Annotated in this window: 22 protein-coding genes; 16 read left to right on the forward strand and 6 right to left on the reverse strand. The window is 52.9% G+C overall.

The window, feature by feature from the left end:
- Positions 1-7: 7 nt before the first annotated feature.
- The 10 genes from secY to F3I47_RS21990 all read left to right on the forward strand — a co-directional run bounded on the left by secY (position 8) and on the right by F3I47_RS21990 (position 5693).
- The gene (gene secY / locus F3I47_RS21945) at positions 8-1339 is read left to right on the forward strand and encodes a preprotein translocase subunit SecY (RefSeq protein ID WP_009087577.1); all 1332 of its coding nucleotides are present in this window, start codon (positions 8-10) and stop codon (positions 1337-1339) included.
- Positions 1340-1371: 32 nt separating this feature from the next.
- Positions 1372-1488, forward strand: coding sequence for a 50S ribosomal protein L36 (gene rpmJ, locus F3I47_RS21950; protein ID WP_010252805.1), 117 nt, complete (start codon positions 1372-1374; stop codon positions 1486-1488).
- A 146-nt stretch (positions 1489-1634) separates the two neighbouring features.
- On the forward strand, positions 1635-1991 hold the full coding sequence (gene rpsM / locus F3I47_RS21955) for a 30S ribosomal protein S13 (RefSeq protein WP_003850176.1): 357 nt from the start codon (positions 1635-1637) through the stop codon (positions 1989-1991).
- 16 nt (positions 1992-2007) lie between these two features.
- Positions 2008-2397 carry a 30S ribosomal protein S11 gene (gene rpsK / locus F3I47_RS21960; RefSeq protein ID WP_004160563.1) on the forward strand — a complete coding sequence of 130 codons (390 nt, stop codon included), beginning with the start codon at positions 2008-2010 and terminating at the stop codon, positions 2395-2397.
- 33 nt (positions 2398-2430) lie between these two features.
- A complete protein-coding gene (gene rpsD / locus F3I47_RS21965) occupies positions 2431-3051 on the forward strand; it encodes a 30S ribosomal protein S4 (protein ID WP_008927131.1) in 621 nt (206 codons plus the stop codon).
- Positions 3052-3076: 25 nt separating this feature from the next.
- Entirely contained in the window at positions 3077-4066 is a 990-nt protein-coding gene (rpoA, locus tag F3I47_RS21970) for a DNA-directed RNA polymerase subunit alpha (RefSeq protein ID WP_003850179.1), read from the forward strand.
- Between the two features lie 40 nt (positions 4067-4106).
- Positions 4107-4493, forward strand: a complete 387-nt coding sequence (rplQ, locus tag F3I47_RS21975) for a 50S ribosomal protein L17 (RefSeq protein WP_009087575.1) — start codon at positions 4107-4109, stop codon at positions 4491-4493.
- 94 nt (positions 4494-4587) lie between these two features.
- Positions 4588-4959: a DUF1992 domain-containing protein gene (locus F3I47_RS21980; RefSeq protein ID WP_058958288.1), complete on the forward strand. Its 372-nt coding sequence runs from the start codon at positions 4588-4590 to the stop codon at positions 4957-4959.
- Positions 4960-5406: a Zn(2+)-responsive transcriptional regulator gene (zntR, locus tag F3I47_RS21985; protein ID WP_009087570.1), complete on the forward strand. Its 447-nt coding sequence runs from the start codon at positions 4960-4962 to the stop codon at positions 5404-5406.
- A 29-nt stretch (positions 5407-5435) separates the two neighbouring features.
- Positions 5436-5693, forward strand: a complete 258-nt coding sequence (locus F3I47_RS21990) for an alternative ribosome-rescue factor A (protein WP_150030459.1) — start codon at positions 5436-5438, stop codon at positions 5691-5693.
- Here F3I47_RS21990 and mscL read toward each other — a convergent pair.
- From mscL to def, 5 genes are all read right to left on the reverse strand, one after another.
- A complete protein-coding gene (gene mscL, locus F3I47_RS21995; protein WP_009087564.1) occupies positions 5668-6078 on the reverse strand; it encodes a large-conductance mechanosensitive channel protein MscL in 411 nt (136 codons plus the stop codon). The two genes, F3I47_RS21990 and mscL, sit on opposite strands and share 26 nt — an antisense overlap.
- Before the next feature lie 121 nt (positions 6079-6199).
- A complete protein-coding gene (gene trkA, locus F3I47_RS22000; protein WP_009087562.1) occupies positions 6200-7576 on the reverse strand; it encodes a Trk system potassium transporter TrkA in 1377 nt (458 codons plus the stop codon).
- A gap of 18 nt (positions 7577-7594) precedes the next feature.
- Positions 7595-8896 (reverse strand): 16S rRNA (cytosine(967)-C(5))-methyltransferase RsmB, encoded by a 1302-nt coding sequence (gene rsmB, locus F3I47_RS22005; RefSeq protein ID WP_150030457.1) that lies wholly within the window; start codon positions 8894-8896, stop codon positions 7595-7597.
- Positions 8897-8945: 49 nt separating this feature from the next.
- Positions 8946-9890: a methionyl-tRNA formyltransferase gene (gene fmt / locus F3I47_RS22010; protein WP_150030455.1), complete on the reverse strand. Its 945-nt coding sequence runs from the start codon at positions 9888-9890 to the stop codon at positions 8946-8948.
- Positions 9891-9910: 20 nt separating this feature from the next.
- Positions 9911-10423 carry a peptide deformylase gene (gene def, locus F3I47_RS22015; protein WP_009087556.1) on the reverse strand — a complete coding sequence of 171 codons (513 nt, stop codon included), beginning with the start codon at positions 10421-10423 and terminating at the stop codon, positions 9911-9913.
- A 115-nt stretch (positions 10424-10538) separates the two neighbouring features.
- Here def and dprA point away from each other — a divergent pair, with 115 nt between their 5' ends.
- Genes dprA through F3I47_RS22045 form a run of 6 tightly spaced genes read left to right on the forward strand, consistent with a single transcriptional unit; the run spans position 10539 to position 14333 of the window.
- A complete protein-coding gene (dprA, locus tag F3I47_RS22020) occupies positions 10539-11663 on the forward strand; it encodes a DNA-protecting protein DprA (RefSeq protein ID WP_150030453.1) in 1125 nt (374 codons plus the stop codon).
- On the forward strand, positions 11635-12108 hold the full coding sequence (gene smg / locus F3I47_RS22025) for a DUF494 family protein Smg (RefSeq protein ID WP_009087552.1): 474 nt from the start codon (positions 11635-11637) through the stop codon (positions 12106-12108). Before dprA ends, smg begins: the two co-directional genes overlap by 29 nt.
- 24 nt (positions 12109-12132) lie before the next feature.
- Positions 12133-12681: a topoisomerase DNA-binding C4 zinc finger domain-containing protein gene (locus F3I47_RS22030; protein WP_046100690.1), complete on the forward strand. Its 549-nt coding sequence runs from the start codon at positions 12133-12135 to the stop codon at positions 12679-12681.
- Between the two features lie 3 nt (positions 12682-12684).
- A complete protein-coding gene (tsaC, locus tag F3I47_RS22035) occupies positions 12685-13257 on the forward strand; it encodes an L-threonylcarbamoyladenylate synthase type 1 TsaC (RefSeq protein ID WP_046100689.1) in 573 nt (190 codons plus the stop codon).
- A 3-nt stretch (positions 13258-13260) separates the two neighbouring features.
- Complete coding sequence (aroE, locus tag F3I47_RS22040; RefSeq protein ID WP_150030451.1) at positions 13261-14079, forward strand: shikimate dehydrogenase; 819 nt, start codon at positions 13261-13263, stop codon at positions 14077-14079.
- Positions 14076-14333, forward strand: a complete 258-nt coding sequence (locus F3I47_RS22045) for a DUF1488 domain-containing protein (protein ID WP_009087545.1) — start codon at positions 14076-14078, stop codon at positions 14331-14333. The genes aroE and F3I47_RS22045 overlap by 4 nt, the downstream gene beginning before the upstream one ends.
- Here F3I47_RS22045 and F3I47_RS22050 read toward each other — a convergent pair.
- Entirely contained in the window at positions 14300-14854 is a 555-nt protein-coding gene (locus F3I47_RS22050) for a gamma carbonic anhydrase family protein (RefSeq protein ID WP_058958283.1), read from the reverse strand. The two genes, F3I47_RS22045 and F3I47_RS22050, sit on opposite strands and share 34 nt — an antisense overlap.
- Between the last annotated feature and the right edge of the window lie 518 nt (positions 14855-15372).

Raw genomic sequence — 15372 nt, forward strand, 5'->3', positions numbered from 1 at the left:
GTAGCAGATGGCTAAACAACCGGGATTAGATTTTCAAAGCGCCAAAGGCGGCTTTGGTGAGCTGAAACGCAGACTTCTGTTTGTCATCGGCGCACTGATTGTCTTCCGTATTGGCTCTTTTATTCCAATCCCTGGTATTGATGCCACTGTACTTGCCAAACTGCTTGAGCAACAGCGTGGCACCATCATTGAAATGTTTAACATGTTCTCTGGTGGTGCTCTCAGCCGTGCTTCTATTTTCGCACTGGGCATCATGCCGTATATCTCGGCATCGATCATTATCCAGTTATTAACGGTGGTTCATCCAGCGTTAGCGGAAATTAAGAAAGAAGGGGAGGCTGGCCGTCGTAAGATTAGCCAGTACACCCGATACGGTACGTTGGTATTGGCCATATTCCAGTCGATCGGTATTGCTACCGGTCTGCCGAATATGCCAGGGATGCAGGGTCTGGTGATGAATCCGGGCTTTGCGTTCTACTTTACCGCTGTTGTGAGTCTGGTCTCAGGAACAATGTTCCTGATGTGGCTGGGCGAACAGATTACTGAGCGGGGTATCGGTAACGGTATTTCGATCATTATCTTCGCAGGTATTGTTGCGGGTCTTCCGCCGGCCATTGGCCATACCATCGAGCAAGCGCGGCAAGGCGACCTGCACTTCCTTCTGTTGCTGTTGGTTGCAGTACTCGTATTCGCAGTGACCTACTTTGTTATTTTCGTTGAACGTGGACAGCGCCGCATTGTGGTGAACTACGCAAAACGTCAGCAGGGTCGTCGCGTTTACGCTGCACAGAGCACACATTTACCGTTGAAAGTGAATATGGCGGGTGTTATCCCGGCTATTTTTGCTTCCAGCATTATTCTGTTCCCGGCAACGATTGCATCGTGGTTTGGGGGCGGTACCGGTTGGAACTGGCTGACAACAATTTCGCTGTATTTGCAGCCAGGACAGCCGCTTTATGTGCTACTCTATGCGACTGCAATCATCTTCTTCTGTTTCTTCTATACGGCGTTGGTTTTCAACCCACGTGAAACAGCAGATAACCTGAAGAAGTCTGGTGCATTCGTACCGGGAATTCGTCCGGGAGAGCAAACGGCGAAGTATATTGATAAAGTAATGACGCGTTTGACCTTAATCGGCGCCCTGTACATTACCTTTATCTGCCTTATCCCGGAGTTCATGCGTGATGCGATGAAGGTTCCCTTCTACTTTGGCGGTACATCACTGCTTATCGTAGTTGTCGTCATCATGGACTTTATGGCTCAAGTGCAAACTCTGATGATGTCCAGTCAGTACGAGTCGGCACTGAAGAAAGCTAACCTGAAAGGCTACGGCCGTTAATTCAGTTGGTTGAGAAGTTACGGAGAGTAAAAATGAAAGTTCGTGCTTCCGTCAAGAGATTATGTCGTAACTGCAAAATCATTCGTCGCGACGGTGTCGTACGTGTGATCTGCAGCGCCGAGCCAAAGCATAAACAGCGCCAAGGCTGATTTTGTCACATATTTTTCTTGCAAAGTCGGGTTGAGCTGGCTAGATTAGCCAGCCAATCTTTTGTATGTCAGTACGTTTCCATTTGAGTATCCTGAAAACGGGCTTTTCAGCATGGGACGTGCTTGTTTAATTATAGGAGTGCATAGTGGCCCGTATAGCAGGCATTAACATTCCTGATCAAAAACATACCGTTATCGCATTAACTTCGATCTTCGGTATCGGTAAAACCCGTTCAAAAGCCATCTGCGCTTCAACGGGCATTGCTGAAAATGTTAAGATCAGTGAGCTGTCTGAAGAACAAATTGATCAGCTGCGTGATGCAGTTGCGAAATTCGTTGTTGAAGGTGATCTGCGCCGTGAAATCACCCTGAGCATCAAGCGTCTTATGGACCTTGGTTGCTACCGTGGTTTGCGCCATCGTCGTGGTCTTCCGGTTCGCGGTCAGCGTACCAAGACCAACGCACGTACCCGTAAGGGTCCGCGTAAACCGATCAAGAAATAATCGGGGTGAGTAAATAATGGCAAAGGCACCAGTTCGTGCACGCAAGCGTGTAAGAAAACAAGTCTCAGATGGCGTGGCTCATGTCCATGCTTCTTTTAACAACACCATCGTTACCATTACTGATCGTCAGGGTAACGCACTGGGTTGGGCAACCGCCGGTGGTTCCGGTTTCCGCGGTTCACGTAAATCCACTCCGTTTGCTGCTCAGGTCGCTGCAGAGCGCTGTGCAGAAGCGGTAAAAGATTACGGAATTAAGAATCTGGAAGTTATGGTAAAGGGTCCGGGTCCAGGTCGCGAATCTACGATTCGTGCTTTGAACGCCGCTGGTTTCCGCATCACGAATATTACTGATGTGACTCCGATCCCTCATAACGGTTGTCGTCCGCCGAAAAAACGTCGCGTATAACGCCCGTTTTTTTAGGATAGTTGGAGAAAGAAAATGGCAAGATATTTGGGTCCTAAGCTCAAGCTGAGCCGTCGTGAGGGCACTGACTTATTCCTTAAGTCTGGCGTTCGCGCGATTGATTCCAAGTGTAAAATTGAACAAGCCCCTGGTCAGCATGGTGCGCGTAAACCGCGCCTGTCTGATTACGGCGGTCAGTTACGTGAGAAGCAGAAAGTTCGTCGTATCTACGGCGTGCTGGAGCGTCAGTTCCGTAACTATTACAAAGAAGCAGCTCGTCTGAAAGGCAACACCGGTGAAAACCTGTTGGCTCTGCTGGAAGGTCGTCTGGACAACGTAGTTTATCGTATGGGCTTCGGTGCCACGCGTGCAGAAGCACGTCAGCTGGTTAGCCACAAGTCTGTTCTGGTAAACGGCCGCGTTGTTAACATCGCTTCTTATCAGGTATCTCCGAATGATGTCGTTAGCATCCGTGAGAAAGCCAAAAAGCAATCTCGCGTGAAGGCCGCTCTGGAGCTGGCTGAGCAGCGTGAAAAGCCAACCTGGCTGGAAGTTGATGCGACTAAGATGGAAGGTGTGTTCAAGCGTATTCCTGAACGTACTGATCTGTCTGCGGACATTAACGAACACCTGATCGTCGAGCTTTACTCCAAGTAAAGCTTAGTACCAAAGAGAGGACACAATGCAGGGTTCTGTGACAGAGTTTCTAAAACCGCGCCTGGTAGATATCGAGCAAGTGAGTTCGACGCACGCCAAGGTGACCCTTGAGCCTTTAGAGCGTGGCTTTGGCCATACTCTTGGTAACGCACTGCGCCGTATTCTGCTTTCATCCATGCCGGGTTGCGCGGTGACCGAGGTTGAAATTGATGGTGTACTTCATGAGTACAGCACCAAAGAGGGCGTACAGGAAGATATCCTGGAAATCCTGCTCAACCTGAAAGGGCTGGCGGTAAGAGTTCAGGGTAAAGATGAAGTTATTCTGACCCTGAATAAATCTGGCATTGGCCCTGTGACTGCAGCCGACATTACCCATGATGGTGATGTCGAAATCGTCAAGCCTCAGCATGTCATCTGCCATCTGACCGATGAGAACGCGGCTATCAGCATGCGTATCAAAGTTCAGCGTGGTCGTGGCTATGTGCCGGCTTCTGCCCGAATTCATTCGGAAGAAGATGAGCGCCCAATCGGCCGCCTGTTAGTTGACGCTTGCTACAGCCCTGTAGACCGTATCGCCTACAATGTTGAAGCAGCGCGTGTAGAGCAGCGCACCGACCTGGACAAGCTGGTCATCGAAATGGAAACCAACGGCACAATCGATCCTGAAGAGGCGATTCGTCGTGCGGCGACCATTCTGGCTGAACAACTTGAAGCTTTCGTTGACTTACGTGATGTACGTCAGCCGGAAGTTAAAGAAGAGAAACCAGAATTCGATCCGATCCTGCTGCGCCCTGTTGACGATCTGGAATTGACTGTCCGCTCTGCTAACTGCCTTAAGGCAGAAGCTATCCACTACATCGGTGATCTGGTACAGCGTACCGAGGTTGAGCTGCTTAAAACGCCTAACCTGGGTAAAAAATCTCTTACTGAGATTAAAGATGTGCTCGCTTCACGTGGTCTGTCTCTGGGCATGCGCCTTGAGAACTGGCCACCGGCAAGCATTGCTGATGAATAAACCGATCACAGGTTAAGGTTTCACTGAGAAGGATAAGGTCATGCGCCATCGTAAGAGTGGTCGTCAACTGAACCGCAACAGCAGCCATCGTCAGGCTATGTTCCGCAACATGGCCGGTTCTCTGGTTCGTCATGAGATCATCAAAACGACTCTGCCGAAAGCCAAAGAACTGCGTCGCGTAGTTGAGCCGCTGATTACTCTTGCCAAGACCGACAACGTAGCTAATCGTCGTCTGGCATTCGCCCGTACTCGTGATAACGAGATCGTGGCAAAACTGTTTAATGAGCTGGGCCCGCGTTTTGCGAGCCGTGCTGGTGGTTACACTCGTATTCTGAAGTGTGGCTTCCGTGCTGGTGACAACGCTCCGATGGCATACATCGAGCTGGTTGATCGTCCAGAAGCTCAAGCAGAAGCAGCCGCAGAGTAATCTGCAGCAACGTAAAAAACCCGCTTCGGCGGGTTTTTTATTGCCTGAAATTCGCTACTTTAGAATGACGCTTCTATTTTTGAGGGCATCTGTTATGTGGCTGGTAGACGAACTTGCTGAACAGCACATCAAAGCGGCACTGGAAAAAGGTGAACTCAGTAACCTTCCTGGCTCTGGCAAACCACTACAGCTGGATGATGACAGTCATGTCCCTCCGGAGTTAAGGGCAGGGTATCGACTGCTGAAAAATTCTGGCTTTCTGCCTCCCGAGCTGGAGTTAAGGCGTGAGGCGATGGAAGTCAACGATCTGATTCGCCAGCTGGATCCTGCGGATCGTGACTATCAGGATCACTGTCACCGGCTTCAGGTGCTGGAGCTGCGCTTGCGACAGGCGGGCATGAGTACCGATTTTCTTCATGGAAACTATGCTACCGCGATACGCCACCATTTCCGCGAGGAGGAGTAGATGTTCCGCATAGGTCAGTTAGCAAAGCTTGCTGAGGTAACGCCTGACACCATCCGTTTTTATGAAAAGCAGCAGATGATGGATCATGGTGAGCGTACCGAAGGTGGTTTTCGCCTCTACAGCGAAGGCGATCTGCAGCGTCTGAAATTTATTCGCCACGGTCGTAAGCTCGGCTTCAGTCTGGAAGCGATCCGGGAACTTCTGTCAATCCGGGTTGATCCGGCACATCACACCTGCCAGGAGTCAAAAGCGATCGTTGAGAAACGGCTGGATGAAGTGGCGCAGATGATAGCGGAACTTGAGTCGATGCAGCGTTCTCTGCGTATTCTTTCGGACGCCTGTTGTGGTCACAGCCACAGTAGCATTTCGTGCTCAATTCTGGAGGCACTGGAGCGGGGAGAGGCTTCAGACAAACAAGGGTCTTGTGATTTTACCGCAAAGGAATAGAGTATCAGACCATCTCAACAGGAGGCGTTATGAGTAAATATCAGCATACCAGGGGTCAAATCCGCGATAACGCGATTGAGGCTCTGTTACACGACCCGCTTTTCCGTCAGCGCATTGAGCAGAAACAAAAGGGTAAGGGCAGCTTCAGACGGAAGGAAAAACACAACAAGGGGCAGGGATGGGAGGGCAGTGATAAGAAATCGTCTTATCACTGCCCTTCTTCTTTACCATTAAAAAACCGCCTCAGAGGCGGTTTGTTTACTATACGCGGGTATTCTGCTGTTTAAGCAGGTCGCGAATTTCAGTCAGCAGCACTTCTTCATTTGAAGGTTTAGGTGCAGGCTTCTCAACTTCTTTTTTCTTGTAGAGACGGTTCATCAGTTTGATCGCCATAAAAATGGCAAAGGCAATGATGACAAAGTCGAAGATACTCTGCAGGAAGATACCATACTGCATAACGACGGCAGGCGTGTCGCCAACAGCAGGCTTGAGCACCCAGGCAAACGATTTGAAATCGACACCACCGATCAATAAGCCCAACGGTGGCATAATGATGTTAGCCACTAATGATGAGACGATCTTACCAAACGCAGCGCCGATGATGACACCGACGGCCAGATCCATCACATTCCCGCGCATTGCAAAATCACGAAACTCTTTGATTAAACTCATACTTAACTCCTCTCCTTGCCAGTGTCATAAAGTCTAACAAACCTTGCTGTTTTTTCCATAAGCGCAGCCAAACAGGTGGCTGTTTTGCCTTACTCCCCCCGACTGAAAATCAATACAGGATTTAAAGGAAGAAAGGACTTGGCTGGAAGAGCCGCTCAACATCCGACACGAATTTCTTATCGGTCAGGAACATGATCACATGGTCACCCTGCTCGATACGCAGGTTGTCATTGGCAATCATCACATCATCGCCGCGCACTACCGCACCAATGATGGTACCCGGGGGGAGTTTGATATCATCAATCGCGCGGCCCACCACCCGTGATGTCGATTCGTCACCGTGCGCTATCGCTTCGATCGCCTCAGCGATGCCGCGACGCAGCGAGGAAACACCCACGATGTCCGCTTTACGGACATGGCCCAGCAGGGCAGAGATGGTGGCCTGCTGAGGAGAAATCGCGATATCGATAACACTGCCCTGCACCAGATCCACATAAGCGCGACGCTGAATCAGCACCATGACTTTTTTGGCGCCCATCTTTTTCGCCAGCATGGCTGACATGATATTGGCTTCATCATCATTGGTAACCGCAATGAACAGGTCAACCTGCTCGACATGCTCCTCCGCAAGCAACTCCTGGTCTGACGCATCGCCATAAAAGACGACGGTATCATGGAGATGTTCAGCCAGTTCTGCTGCCCGCTGGGGATTACGCTCGATCAGCTTCACGCTGTAGTGCTTCTCCAGCTGCTGTGCCAGACCGAAACCGATATTGCCGCCTCCCACTAACATGATGCGCTTGTAAGGCTTTTCCAGCCGCTGCATTTCGCTCATTACTGCACGAATATTCTGGCTGGCCGCGATGAAAAACACTTCATCACCTGCCTCGACGATGGTCGAACCCTGGGGACGAATGGGACGGTCCTGACGGAAGATAGCGGCGACACGGGTATCAATGTGCGGCATATGCTCACGCAGGATCGAAAGCGGATTCCCGACCAGAGGCCCGCCATAATACGCTTTGACTACGGCCAGGCTGACTTTGCCTTCGGCAAAATTCACCACCTGCAAGGCGCCCGGATACTGGATCAAACGGTAGATATTATCGATGACCAGCTGCTCTGGTGAGATCAGATGGTCGATAGGAACGGCTTCCGGCATAAAAAGCTTATCTGCATCGCGCAGATAGTCCGCCGCACGAATACGGGCGATTCGGTTCGGCGTATTGAAAAGCGAATAAGCAATCTGACAGGCAATCATGTTGGTTTCATCCGAACTGGTAACGGCAACCAGCATGTCGGCGTCTTCAGCGCCCGCCTCACGCAGGATGCGCGGATGTGAACCGTGTCCCTGTACTACACGCAGATCGAACTTATCCTGCAGATGACGCAGGCGTGCCGAATCGGTATCAACGACTGTGATATCGTTGTTTTCACCCACCAGATTCTCTGCCAGCGTTCCGCCTACCTGACCTGCGCCCAGAATGATTATTTTCATCGCTTATCAATACTCATATCAGTGTGAACCCGAATTTTTTATCAGCTTAGCGTAGAAGAAACCATCTCCGCCTTCAGCATCCGGAAAGACCTGTAATCCGCTCGCCGGTGCATCCCTGAGCGGCTCCGCCTGCGCATCGTGCTGTCGCTGCAGGAAAGCCTCAATCTGCTGGTGGTTCTCTTCAGGCAGGATGGAGCAGGTGGCATAAATCAGCGTGCCGCCAGGTTTCAGGTGCGGCCAGATAGCGTCCAGGATCTCACGCTGCAGCTTTGCCAGCTCAGCGATATCGCGATCGCGGCGCAGCCACTTAATATCGGGATGTCGGCGGATAACGCCGGTTGCAGAGCAGGGCGCATCCAGCAGGATACGGTCAAACTGGCGATCGCCACACCACTGCTGCGGTGTCCGTCCGTCCCCCTGTTTGACCTCCGCTTTCATGCCCAGTCGCTGCAGATTCTCATCAACGCGTTTAAGACGCTGCGCATCCACATCGACAGCCAGCACGTCGGCGTCCGGCGCAATCTCAAGGATATGGGTCGTTTTACCGCCGGGGGCCGCACATAAATCCAGAATCTGCTCGCCATTCTGAGGTTCGAGCAGCAGAGCGCAGCGCTGGGCTGATAAATCCTGAACGGTCACCCAGCCCTGATCAAAGCCGGGCAACTGGCTGACCGGGGCGGGGGCATCAAGCCGCAACGCATCCGGGACATCGGCAGCTGGCTGTGCATTTCTGCCACTTTCAGTCAGCATGGTCAGCCAGGCGTCATGTGAGTGATGCTGACGGTTAACCCGCAGCCACATCGGCGGACGCAGATTATTTGCTTCGACGATATGCTCCCACTGTTCCGGCCAGGCGTGCTGCAATCGCTTAAGCAGCCAGCCCGGATGGAGATAACGTTGTGGGCCATCCTGAATGCTGGCGAGTAACGTTTCACGCTGGCGCTGAAACTGGCGCAATACCCCGTTTAATAATCCTTTCAGGCTGGTGCGCTTCAGCACCTCTGCGCCCGCGACGGTTTCAGCCAGTGCAGCGTGGGCTGGCACCCGGGTATATTCCAGCTGATAAAGTCCGACCATGATCAGATAGTGAAGAACCCGCTGTTTACCGGTCAGTGGACGTTCCATCAGTTTGCCAATCAGCGCTTCCAGCTGCGGCAGTGTGCGCAGAACACCAAAACAGATCTCCTGCACTAATGCGCTATCTTTGTCGGTGAGTTTTTTCTGGGCGGCAGGCAGAACCGTATTCAGGGATTCGCCTTTGTCCACAACGCGCTCAATCAGTTGGGCGGAGAGGCTACGCAGGTTGGTTGATTTAGTCATAGGGTTTTGTCATCAAACAAAAAGCCCGGTAAGTCACCGGGCCAGAGAGTCAGTCCAGAAGGGTTCCAGGTTCAAACCATTCCCGACGCGAGTTGAGAAGATCCTGAGCCGACATCGGTTTTTTACCGGCGGGCTGCAACTGCACCAGATTCAATACGCCCTCGGCGGTCGCGACCTGGATGCCCTGCTTATCTGCAGCGATAATTTCACCCGGTGCATGGTCGCGGTGAGGCAGTACGGTAGCCTGCCAGACTTTCACCGGCTGATCGTCAATCGTGAAAAAGCTCATCGGCCAGGGATTAAAGGCGCGGATACAGCGCTCAAGCTGTTCTGCGGGCAGTCTCCAGTCAAGACGCGCCTCCTCTTTGCTCAGCTTCTCAGCGTAGCTGGCGAGTGCTTCATCCTGTTTTTCGGGTGAGGCCTGCTGCGTGTTGAGTAACGTCAGCGTATCCAGCAGCCCCTGCGGGCCGAGCTGGGCCAGTCTGTCATACAGAGTGGCACTGGTGTCCTGGGGGGTAATCGGGCAGGCCAGTTTATGCAGCATATCGCCGGTATCTAAACCCACATCCATCTGCATGATGGTGACGCCAGTTTCACTGTCGCCAGCCCAGAGCGCACGCTGAATCGGCGCGGCACCACGCCAGCGGGGGAGCAGCGAACCGTGGACATTGATGCAGCCCAGACGCGGCATATCCAGCACCGCCTTGGGCAGAATTAATCCATACGCCACGACAACCATCACATCGGCCTGCAGGTCAGCAACCAGCTGCTGATTCTCTTCTGGTCGCAGTGACTTTGGCTGAAACACCGGAATGTCATGAGCCAGCGCCAGCGTTTTGACCGGGCCAGGAGTGAGTTTGTTGCCGCGACCCGCAGGGCGGTCGGGCTGAGTAAAGACACCGATAACCTGATGCTCAGAAGCAAGCAGCGCGTCAAGATGACGCGCTGCAAAGTCAGGAGTGCCGGCAAAAATGATTTTTAGCGGGGCAGACACGTTTATCCCTTTTTAAGATCTCAGGAAGCCTGGGCGTTCTGACGCGCCAGTTTCTCTAATCTGGTTTTGATCCGCTGACGCTTCAGAGGCGACAGATAATCAATAAACAGTTTGCCTTCCAGATGATCGATCTCATGCTGGATACAGATGGCGAGTAAGTCGCTGGCTTCCAGTTCGAAACTGTTACCGTCGCGATCCAGCGCGCGAACTTTTACGCGCTCAGCACGCGGAACAAATGCACGCTGTTCCGGAATCGACAGGCAGCCCTCTTCAATACCGGTTTCACCGCTTTTTTCCAGCAGCTCAGGGTTGATCAGCACTAAACGCTCTTCACGACTTTCAGAGACGTCAATCACGATGATGCGCTGATGAATATCGACCTGCGTCGCCGCAAGACCGATGCCCTCTTCGGCATACATCGTCTCGAACATATCATCAACGATACGCTGAATGTCTGCGTTAACTTCTTTAACGGGCGCGGCGACTTTGCGAAGGCGCTCGTCAGGAAAATGTAATACCTGCAAAACTGACATAAATATCCAGATCTGTATTCGGTTAGGAAAAGATTACTGCCTCATATTGTAGACTTTCTGAGACCTGATTGACAGCATTGTGCGGCAGGAAGCCGGGGCAATCAGGGAGCAGCAAATGGACAAAATAGCGCAGTATCTGCGGCTGGCCGCGGTGTGTGGAATGACAGGAAAGCGCTGGCTGACCGTGGCGCAGCAGCTGGGCGATGCACCGGCAGACAGTGAGAAACTTATGCGGCTGGGGTTAGACGCTGCGCAGTGTCAGCAATACGCTGATCTGCCTGAAGAAACGATCACCGATGTGCAGCACTGGTTAGCGCGCAGTCCTGCCCATCATCTGATCACTGCGCTGGACGCCGCCTATCCTGCCCGCCTCAGGGAAACCAGTCGCTTTCCGCCGCTGCTTTACATCCACGGCGATCCGGCCGTCATCACTACCCCACAGCTGGCAGTCGTGGGCAGCCGGAACGGCTCACCCAATGGCCGTTACTGGGGCGAATGGTTTACCCGGCACCTGAGCCTCAGCGGACTGACCATCACCAGCGGACTGGCGCGGGGGATTGATGGCGTTGCGCATCAGGCGGCACTGAGTACCGGCGGCAAAACGGTAGCCATATTAGGCAGCGGGCTGCAGCGGCTCTATCCCCGACAGCATGTCCGCCTTGCCGCAGAGATTGTTGAGCAGGGCGGTGCCGTGGTGTCTGAGTTTCCGCTGAACACCATTCCTCATCCGCTCAACTTTCCGCGTCGTAATCGGATCATTAGTGGCCTGAGTCTGGGCGTGCTGGTGGTGGAAGCCTCACTGAAGAGTGGTTCACTGGTGACCGCTCGCTATGCGCTGGAGCAAAACCGCAATGTTTATGCACTACCTGGCGCGCTCGGCAACCCGTTAAGCGAAGGCGTGAACTGGCTGATTCAGCAGGGGGCCCTGCTGGTGGCACATCCTAACAACATTCTGGAGGATCTGGCTGGGGCACTGAACTGGCTGCCTGTGACACAGGATGACGAAATTTATTCTGAACCAGGTGACGATGCTCCATTGCCATTTGCTGATGTGTTGGCTAACGTAGGTGATGAGGTTACACCTGTTGACGTTGTCGCTGAACGTGCCGGCCAATCTGTGCCAGTTATCTCAGCTCAATTGCTGGAACTGGAGTTAGCAGGATGGATCGCAGCTGTACCCGGCGGCTATGTCCGATTGAGGAGGGCATGCCATGTTCGACGTACTCATGTACTTGTTTGAGACCTATATCCACAACGAAGCAGAAATGGGTGTTGATCAGGACAGATTGACAGATGACCTGACGGATGCCGGGTTCCATCGTGAAGATATTTACAGTGCGCTTAACTGGCTGGAAAGACTGGCGGATTATCAGGAAGGACTGGTTGCGCCAATTTTACTGACCAACGATCCGCTCTCTATGCGTATTTATACCGACGAAGAGAGTAAACGTTTAGATGCCGAAAGCCGCGGTTTCCTGCTCTTCCTGGAGCAGATTCAGGTGCTGAATCTGGAAACCCGTGAGATGGTCATCGAACGTGTCATGGCGCTGGATACCTCTGAGTTTGATCTGGAGGACCTCAAATGGGTGGTGCTGATGGTGTTGTTCAACATCCCGGGATGTGAAAATGCCTATCAGCAGATGGAAGAACTGCTATTCGACGTCAATGAAGGTATGCTGCATTAAATTTCCTTTCATGCATTTATCGCTATGAGTAAAGCTGCACTCTTCACCGTGCGTAAACAGGATCCCTGCCCCGCTTGCGGGGCAGAACTGGTTATCCGCTCGGGTAAACATGGCCCTTTTCTGGGATGCGCCAACTATCCGGCATGTGACTACATCCGGCCCTTAAAAGGGCAGGCGGATGGCCATGTGGTTAAAGTGCTGGAGGGCCACGCCTGTCCTGAATGCGGAGCCGATAAAGTGTTGCGGCAGGGCCGTTATGGCATGTTTATTGGCTGTAGCCACTATCCTGAATGCGGCTACAGTGAAACCATCGACAAACCGGACGAAACGACGCTGGCGTGTCCACAGTGCCATGAAGGCCGGCTGGTTCAGCGGCGTTCCCGTTATGGCAAAACGTTCCACTCCTGTGATCGTTATCCCGCCTGCCAGTTTGTCGTCAACCTGACGCCCGTGGCCGGGGTCTGTGCCTGGTGTCAGTTTCCGTTGCTGGTTGAAAAAAAGACAGCGCAGGGGGTTAAACGCTTCTGCGCCAGTAAAAGTTGTGGCAAAGCCATTGCTGAAGAGAATGAATAGATCATGGAAAATCAACACCTCGCCGATTCACTTGAGCGCTGCGTAGCAGAGCTGAATCGTCAGGCGGTCATCGCCTATCCCACTGAAGCCGTATTTGGTCTGGGCTGCGACCCTGACAGTGAATCTGCCGTTATGGCGCTGCTGGCGCTGAAACAGCGCCCGGTAGAAAAGGGACTCATTCTGATCGCAGCTGATTATTCCCAGCTTGAACCCTATATCTCCGATCGCGAACTCTCTGTGATCCAGCGTGAGCGCATGTTCGCCTGCTGGCCCGGCCCGGTGACCTTTGTCGTCCCGGTTCCTCCCCAGACGCCCCGCTGGCTGACCGGACAGTTCGACTCGCTGGCGATACGGGTCAGTGACCATCCGGATGTGCAGGCGCTTTGCCGTGCATTTGGTAAACCGCTGGTTTCAACCAGCGCCAATCTGTCAGGACAGCCTCCCTGCCGTACGGCAGAAGAAGTGTATAAGCAGTTTGGTGAGGAGTTCCCGGTTCTGTCCGGGAAAACGGGGGGACGACTCAATCCTTCAGAAATCCGCGATGTGATCAGCGGCGAACTTATACGTCAGGGTTAACTCATGGATCAATTCGCCGTTTTCGGTAATCCGATCAGCCACAGTAAATCTCCGCTGATCCATCAGGCTTTTGCTGAACAGACTGGGATCGAGCATCGATATGGCCGGATCTGTGCACCGGTTGACGGATTTCGCGATGCGCTGACAACCTTTTTTGCACAGGGCGGTCGTGGTGCCAACGTGACCCTGCCTTTTAAACAGCAGGCCTGGGAGTTTGCCGATCAACTCAGTGAACGCGCGGCCCTGTCCGGCGCCGTTAATACGGTAAAAAAGCTCAGCGACGGGCAGATCCTGGGTGACAACACCGATGGTATCGGCCTGTTAAGCGATCTTGAACGGCTGAAGATGATCAATGCGGGCGACAATGTTCTGCTGGTGGGCGCAGGTGGGGCGGCGCGCGGTGTGATTCATCCTTTGCTTTCGTCAGGGGTGATGCTCACCGTGGTAAACCGTACCGCCGAACGGGCAGAGGAGCTGGCTGGCCTGTTCGCAAAGAGCGGCACTATCCGTGCAGCTGCGTTTGATCAACTGGCGGAACAGCGTTTCGACCTTATCATCAATGCGACTTCAAGCGGTGTAGAGGGGAAAACCCCCCCTTTACCTGCAGAGCTGATCCATCCCGGCGTACGCTGCTATGACATGTTCTATCAAAGCGGGTTGACGCCTTTCCTGCTCTGGTGTCAGACGCAGGGAGCGCACGCTCTGGCGGATGGTGTGGGAATGCTGGTGGGGCAGGCGGCGCATGCCTTCTATATATGGCATGGCGTGATGCCGGAAGTTGCGCCGGTCATTGCTCAGCTGAGACAGGCTGTGCAGCCATGAATCAGGCGATTCAGTTTCCTGACGATGAAACCTATGACGCTGAACGGGATGCCGTCTGCTTCCCGGTACTGGTTAACGGTATGCGGTTGATCTGTGCGATCAGCCGTATGTCGCTGACGTCACGCTTTGGCGAAGGGGAGGCGATGGCGCTGTTTCAGCACCATCGCTGGGATCTCGAAGATGAAGCCGAAGCGGCCATTCGTCAGGAGCGTGTTGATGCTCAGGGCTGGGTCTGGTTATCTCCCGCCAGGTAATCATTTTTCCAGCCGACATAGTTATTCGCCGAATAGCGTAATCCTTCCTTCTCCTGGTCGTTCAGCGGCCTGATCTGTCTGACCGGACTGCCCAGATAGAGATAGCCGCTCTCCAGCCGTTTACCTGGAGGGACCAGACTGCCTGCCCCAATCATGACCTCTTCTTCTACTATTACGCCATCAAGCAGAATGGAGCCCATCCCGACAAGCACACGATCGCCGATAGTGCAGCCATGCAGCATCGCTTTGTGCCCGACCGTGACATCCTCGCCAATAATCAGCGGGAAGCCTTCCGGGTTAGCGGCAGATTTATGCGTGACATGCAGAACACTGCCATCCTGCACATTAGTACGGGCACCGATGCGAACCTGATTCACGTCTCCCCGGATGACGACCAGCGGCCAGATGCTCACGTCATCGGCCATGATGACATCACCCACCACAACACTAGCTGGATCGACCATGACGCGCTGGCCAGTTTGTGGAAAGCGATCTTTATAAGGACGTAAGGCGGAAGTCATTGTGTTCTCCTTTATTCTGTTTTCTCAGCAGCCTGATGTGATTTTAGCCAGCTGACAAGCCTATTCTGGCCTGGATCGCTGGTGATCTCATCAATCTGGATCATTTATAACCGTTCAGAAAAAAGATCCAAAAAAAGGGTTGTGCTCTGAAACGGGATCCCTATAATGCGCCTCCATCGACACGGCACACCGGCAACGGGAAACGGGTTGAAGGTTCAGGAGACTGAGCCGCCGGAGAAAAACTTCTGAAAAAAGAGGTTGACTCTGAAGGAGGAAAGCGTAATATACGCCACCTCGCGACAGGACGCTAACGCACTGTTCGCGCTGCTCTTTAACAATTTATCAGACAATCTGTGTGGGCACTCGCAGGATTGATATCAGCGTCTCCGGACGCACAAAAATATCAAAGCCTCACGAGTGAACACATAATGAAATTCATTATGACGTTTTACAGATGAGCACCGCTGAACTCGTTTCAGCAAATCAAACTTTAAATTGAAGAGTTTGATCATGGCTCA

This window comes from Pantoea sp. M_10, assembly GCF_008631515.1.
GTDB classification, from domain to species: domain Bacteria; phylum Pseudomonadota; class Gammaproteobacteria; order Enterobacterales; family Enterobacteriaceae; genus Pantoea; species Pantoea anthophila.

Excerpts from the sequence above, each read along its gene's own strand:
- secY (WP_009087577.1), top strand. The coding sequence starts at position 8 with ATGGCTAAACAACCGGGATTAGATTTTCAAAGCGCCAAAGGCGGCTTT.
- rpmJ (WP_010252805.1), top strand. The coding sequence starts at position 1,372 with ATGAAAGTTCGTGCTTCCGTCAAGAGATTATGTCGTAACTGCAAAATC.
- rpsK (WP_004160563.1), top strand. The coding sequence starts at position 2,008 with ATGGCAAAGGCACCAGTTCGTGCACGCAAGCGTGTAAGAAAACAAGTC.
- rpsD (WP_008927131.1), top strand. The coding sequence starts at position 2,431 with ATGGCAAGATATTTGGGTCCTAAGCTCAAGCTGAGCCGTCGTGAGGGC.
- rpoA (WP_003850179.1), top strand. The coding sequence starts at position 3,077 with ATGCAGGGTTCTGTGACAGAGTTTCTAAAACCGCGCCTGGTAGATATC.
- rplQ (WP_009087575.1), top strand. The coding sequence starts at position 4,107 with ATGCGCCATCGTAAGAGTGGTCGTCAACTGAACCGCAACAGCAGCCAT.
- F3I47_RS21980 (WP_058958288.1), top strand. The coding sequence starts at position 4,588 with ATGTGGCTGGTAGACGAACTTGCTGAACAGCACATCAAAGCGGCACTG.
- zntR (WP_009087570.1), top strand. The coding sequence starts at position 4,960 with ATGTTCCGCATAGGTCAGTTAGCAAAGCTTGCTGAGGTAACGCCTGAC.
- F3I47_RS21990 (WP_150030459.1), top strand. The coding sequence starts at position 5,436 with ATGAGTAAATATCAGCATACCAGGGGTCAAATCCGCGATAACGCGATT.
- mscL (WP_009087564.1), bottom strand. The coding sequence starts at position 6,078 with ATGAGTTTAATCAAAGAGTTTCGTGATTTTGCAATGCGCGGGAATGTG.
- trkA (WP_009087562.1), bottom strand. The coding sequence starts at position 7,576 with ATGAAAATAATCATTCTGGGCGCAGGTCAGGTAGGCGGAACGCTGGCA.
- rsmB (WP_150030457.1), bottom strand. The coding sequence starts at position 8,896 with ATGACTAAATCAACCAACCTGCGTAGCCTCTCCGCCCAACTGATTGAG.
- def (WP_009087556.1), bottom strand. The coding sequence starts at position 10,423 with ATGTCAGTTTTGCAGGTATTACATTTTCCTGACGAGCGCCTTCGCAAA.
- dprA (WP_150030453.1), top strand. The coding sequence starts at position 10,539 with ATGGACAAAATAGCGCAGTATCTGCGGCTGGCCGCGGTGTGTGGAATG.
- smg (WP_009087552.1), top strand. The coding sequence starts at position 11,635 with ATGTTCGACGTACTCATGTACTTGTTTGAGACCTATATCCACAACGAA.
- F3I47_RS22030 (WP_046100690.1), top strand. The coding sequence starts at position 12,133 with ATGAGTAAAGCTGCACTCTTCACCGTGCGTAAACAGGATCCCTGCCCC.
- tsaC (WP_046100689.1), top strand. The coding sequence starts at position 12,685 with ATGGAAAATCAACACCTCGCCGATTCACTTGAGCGCTGCGTAGCAGAG.
- aroE (WP_150030451.1), top strand. The coding sequence starts at position 13,261 with ATGGATCAATTCGCCGTTTTCGGTAATCCGATCAGCCACAGTAAATCT.
- F3I47_RS22045 (WP_009087545.1), top strand. The coding sequence starts at position 14,076 with ATGAATCAGGCGATTCAGTTTCCTGACGATGAAACCTATGACGCTGAA.
- F3I47_RS22050 (WP_058958283.1), bottom strand. The coding sequence starts at position 14,854 with ATGACTTCCGCCTTACGTCCTTATAAAGATCGCTTTCCACAAACTGGC.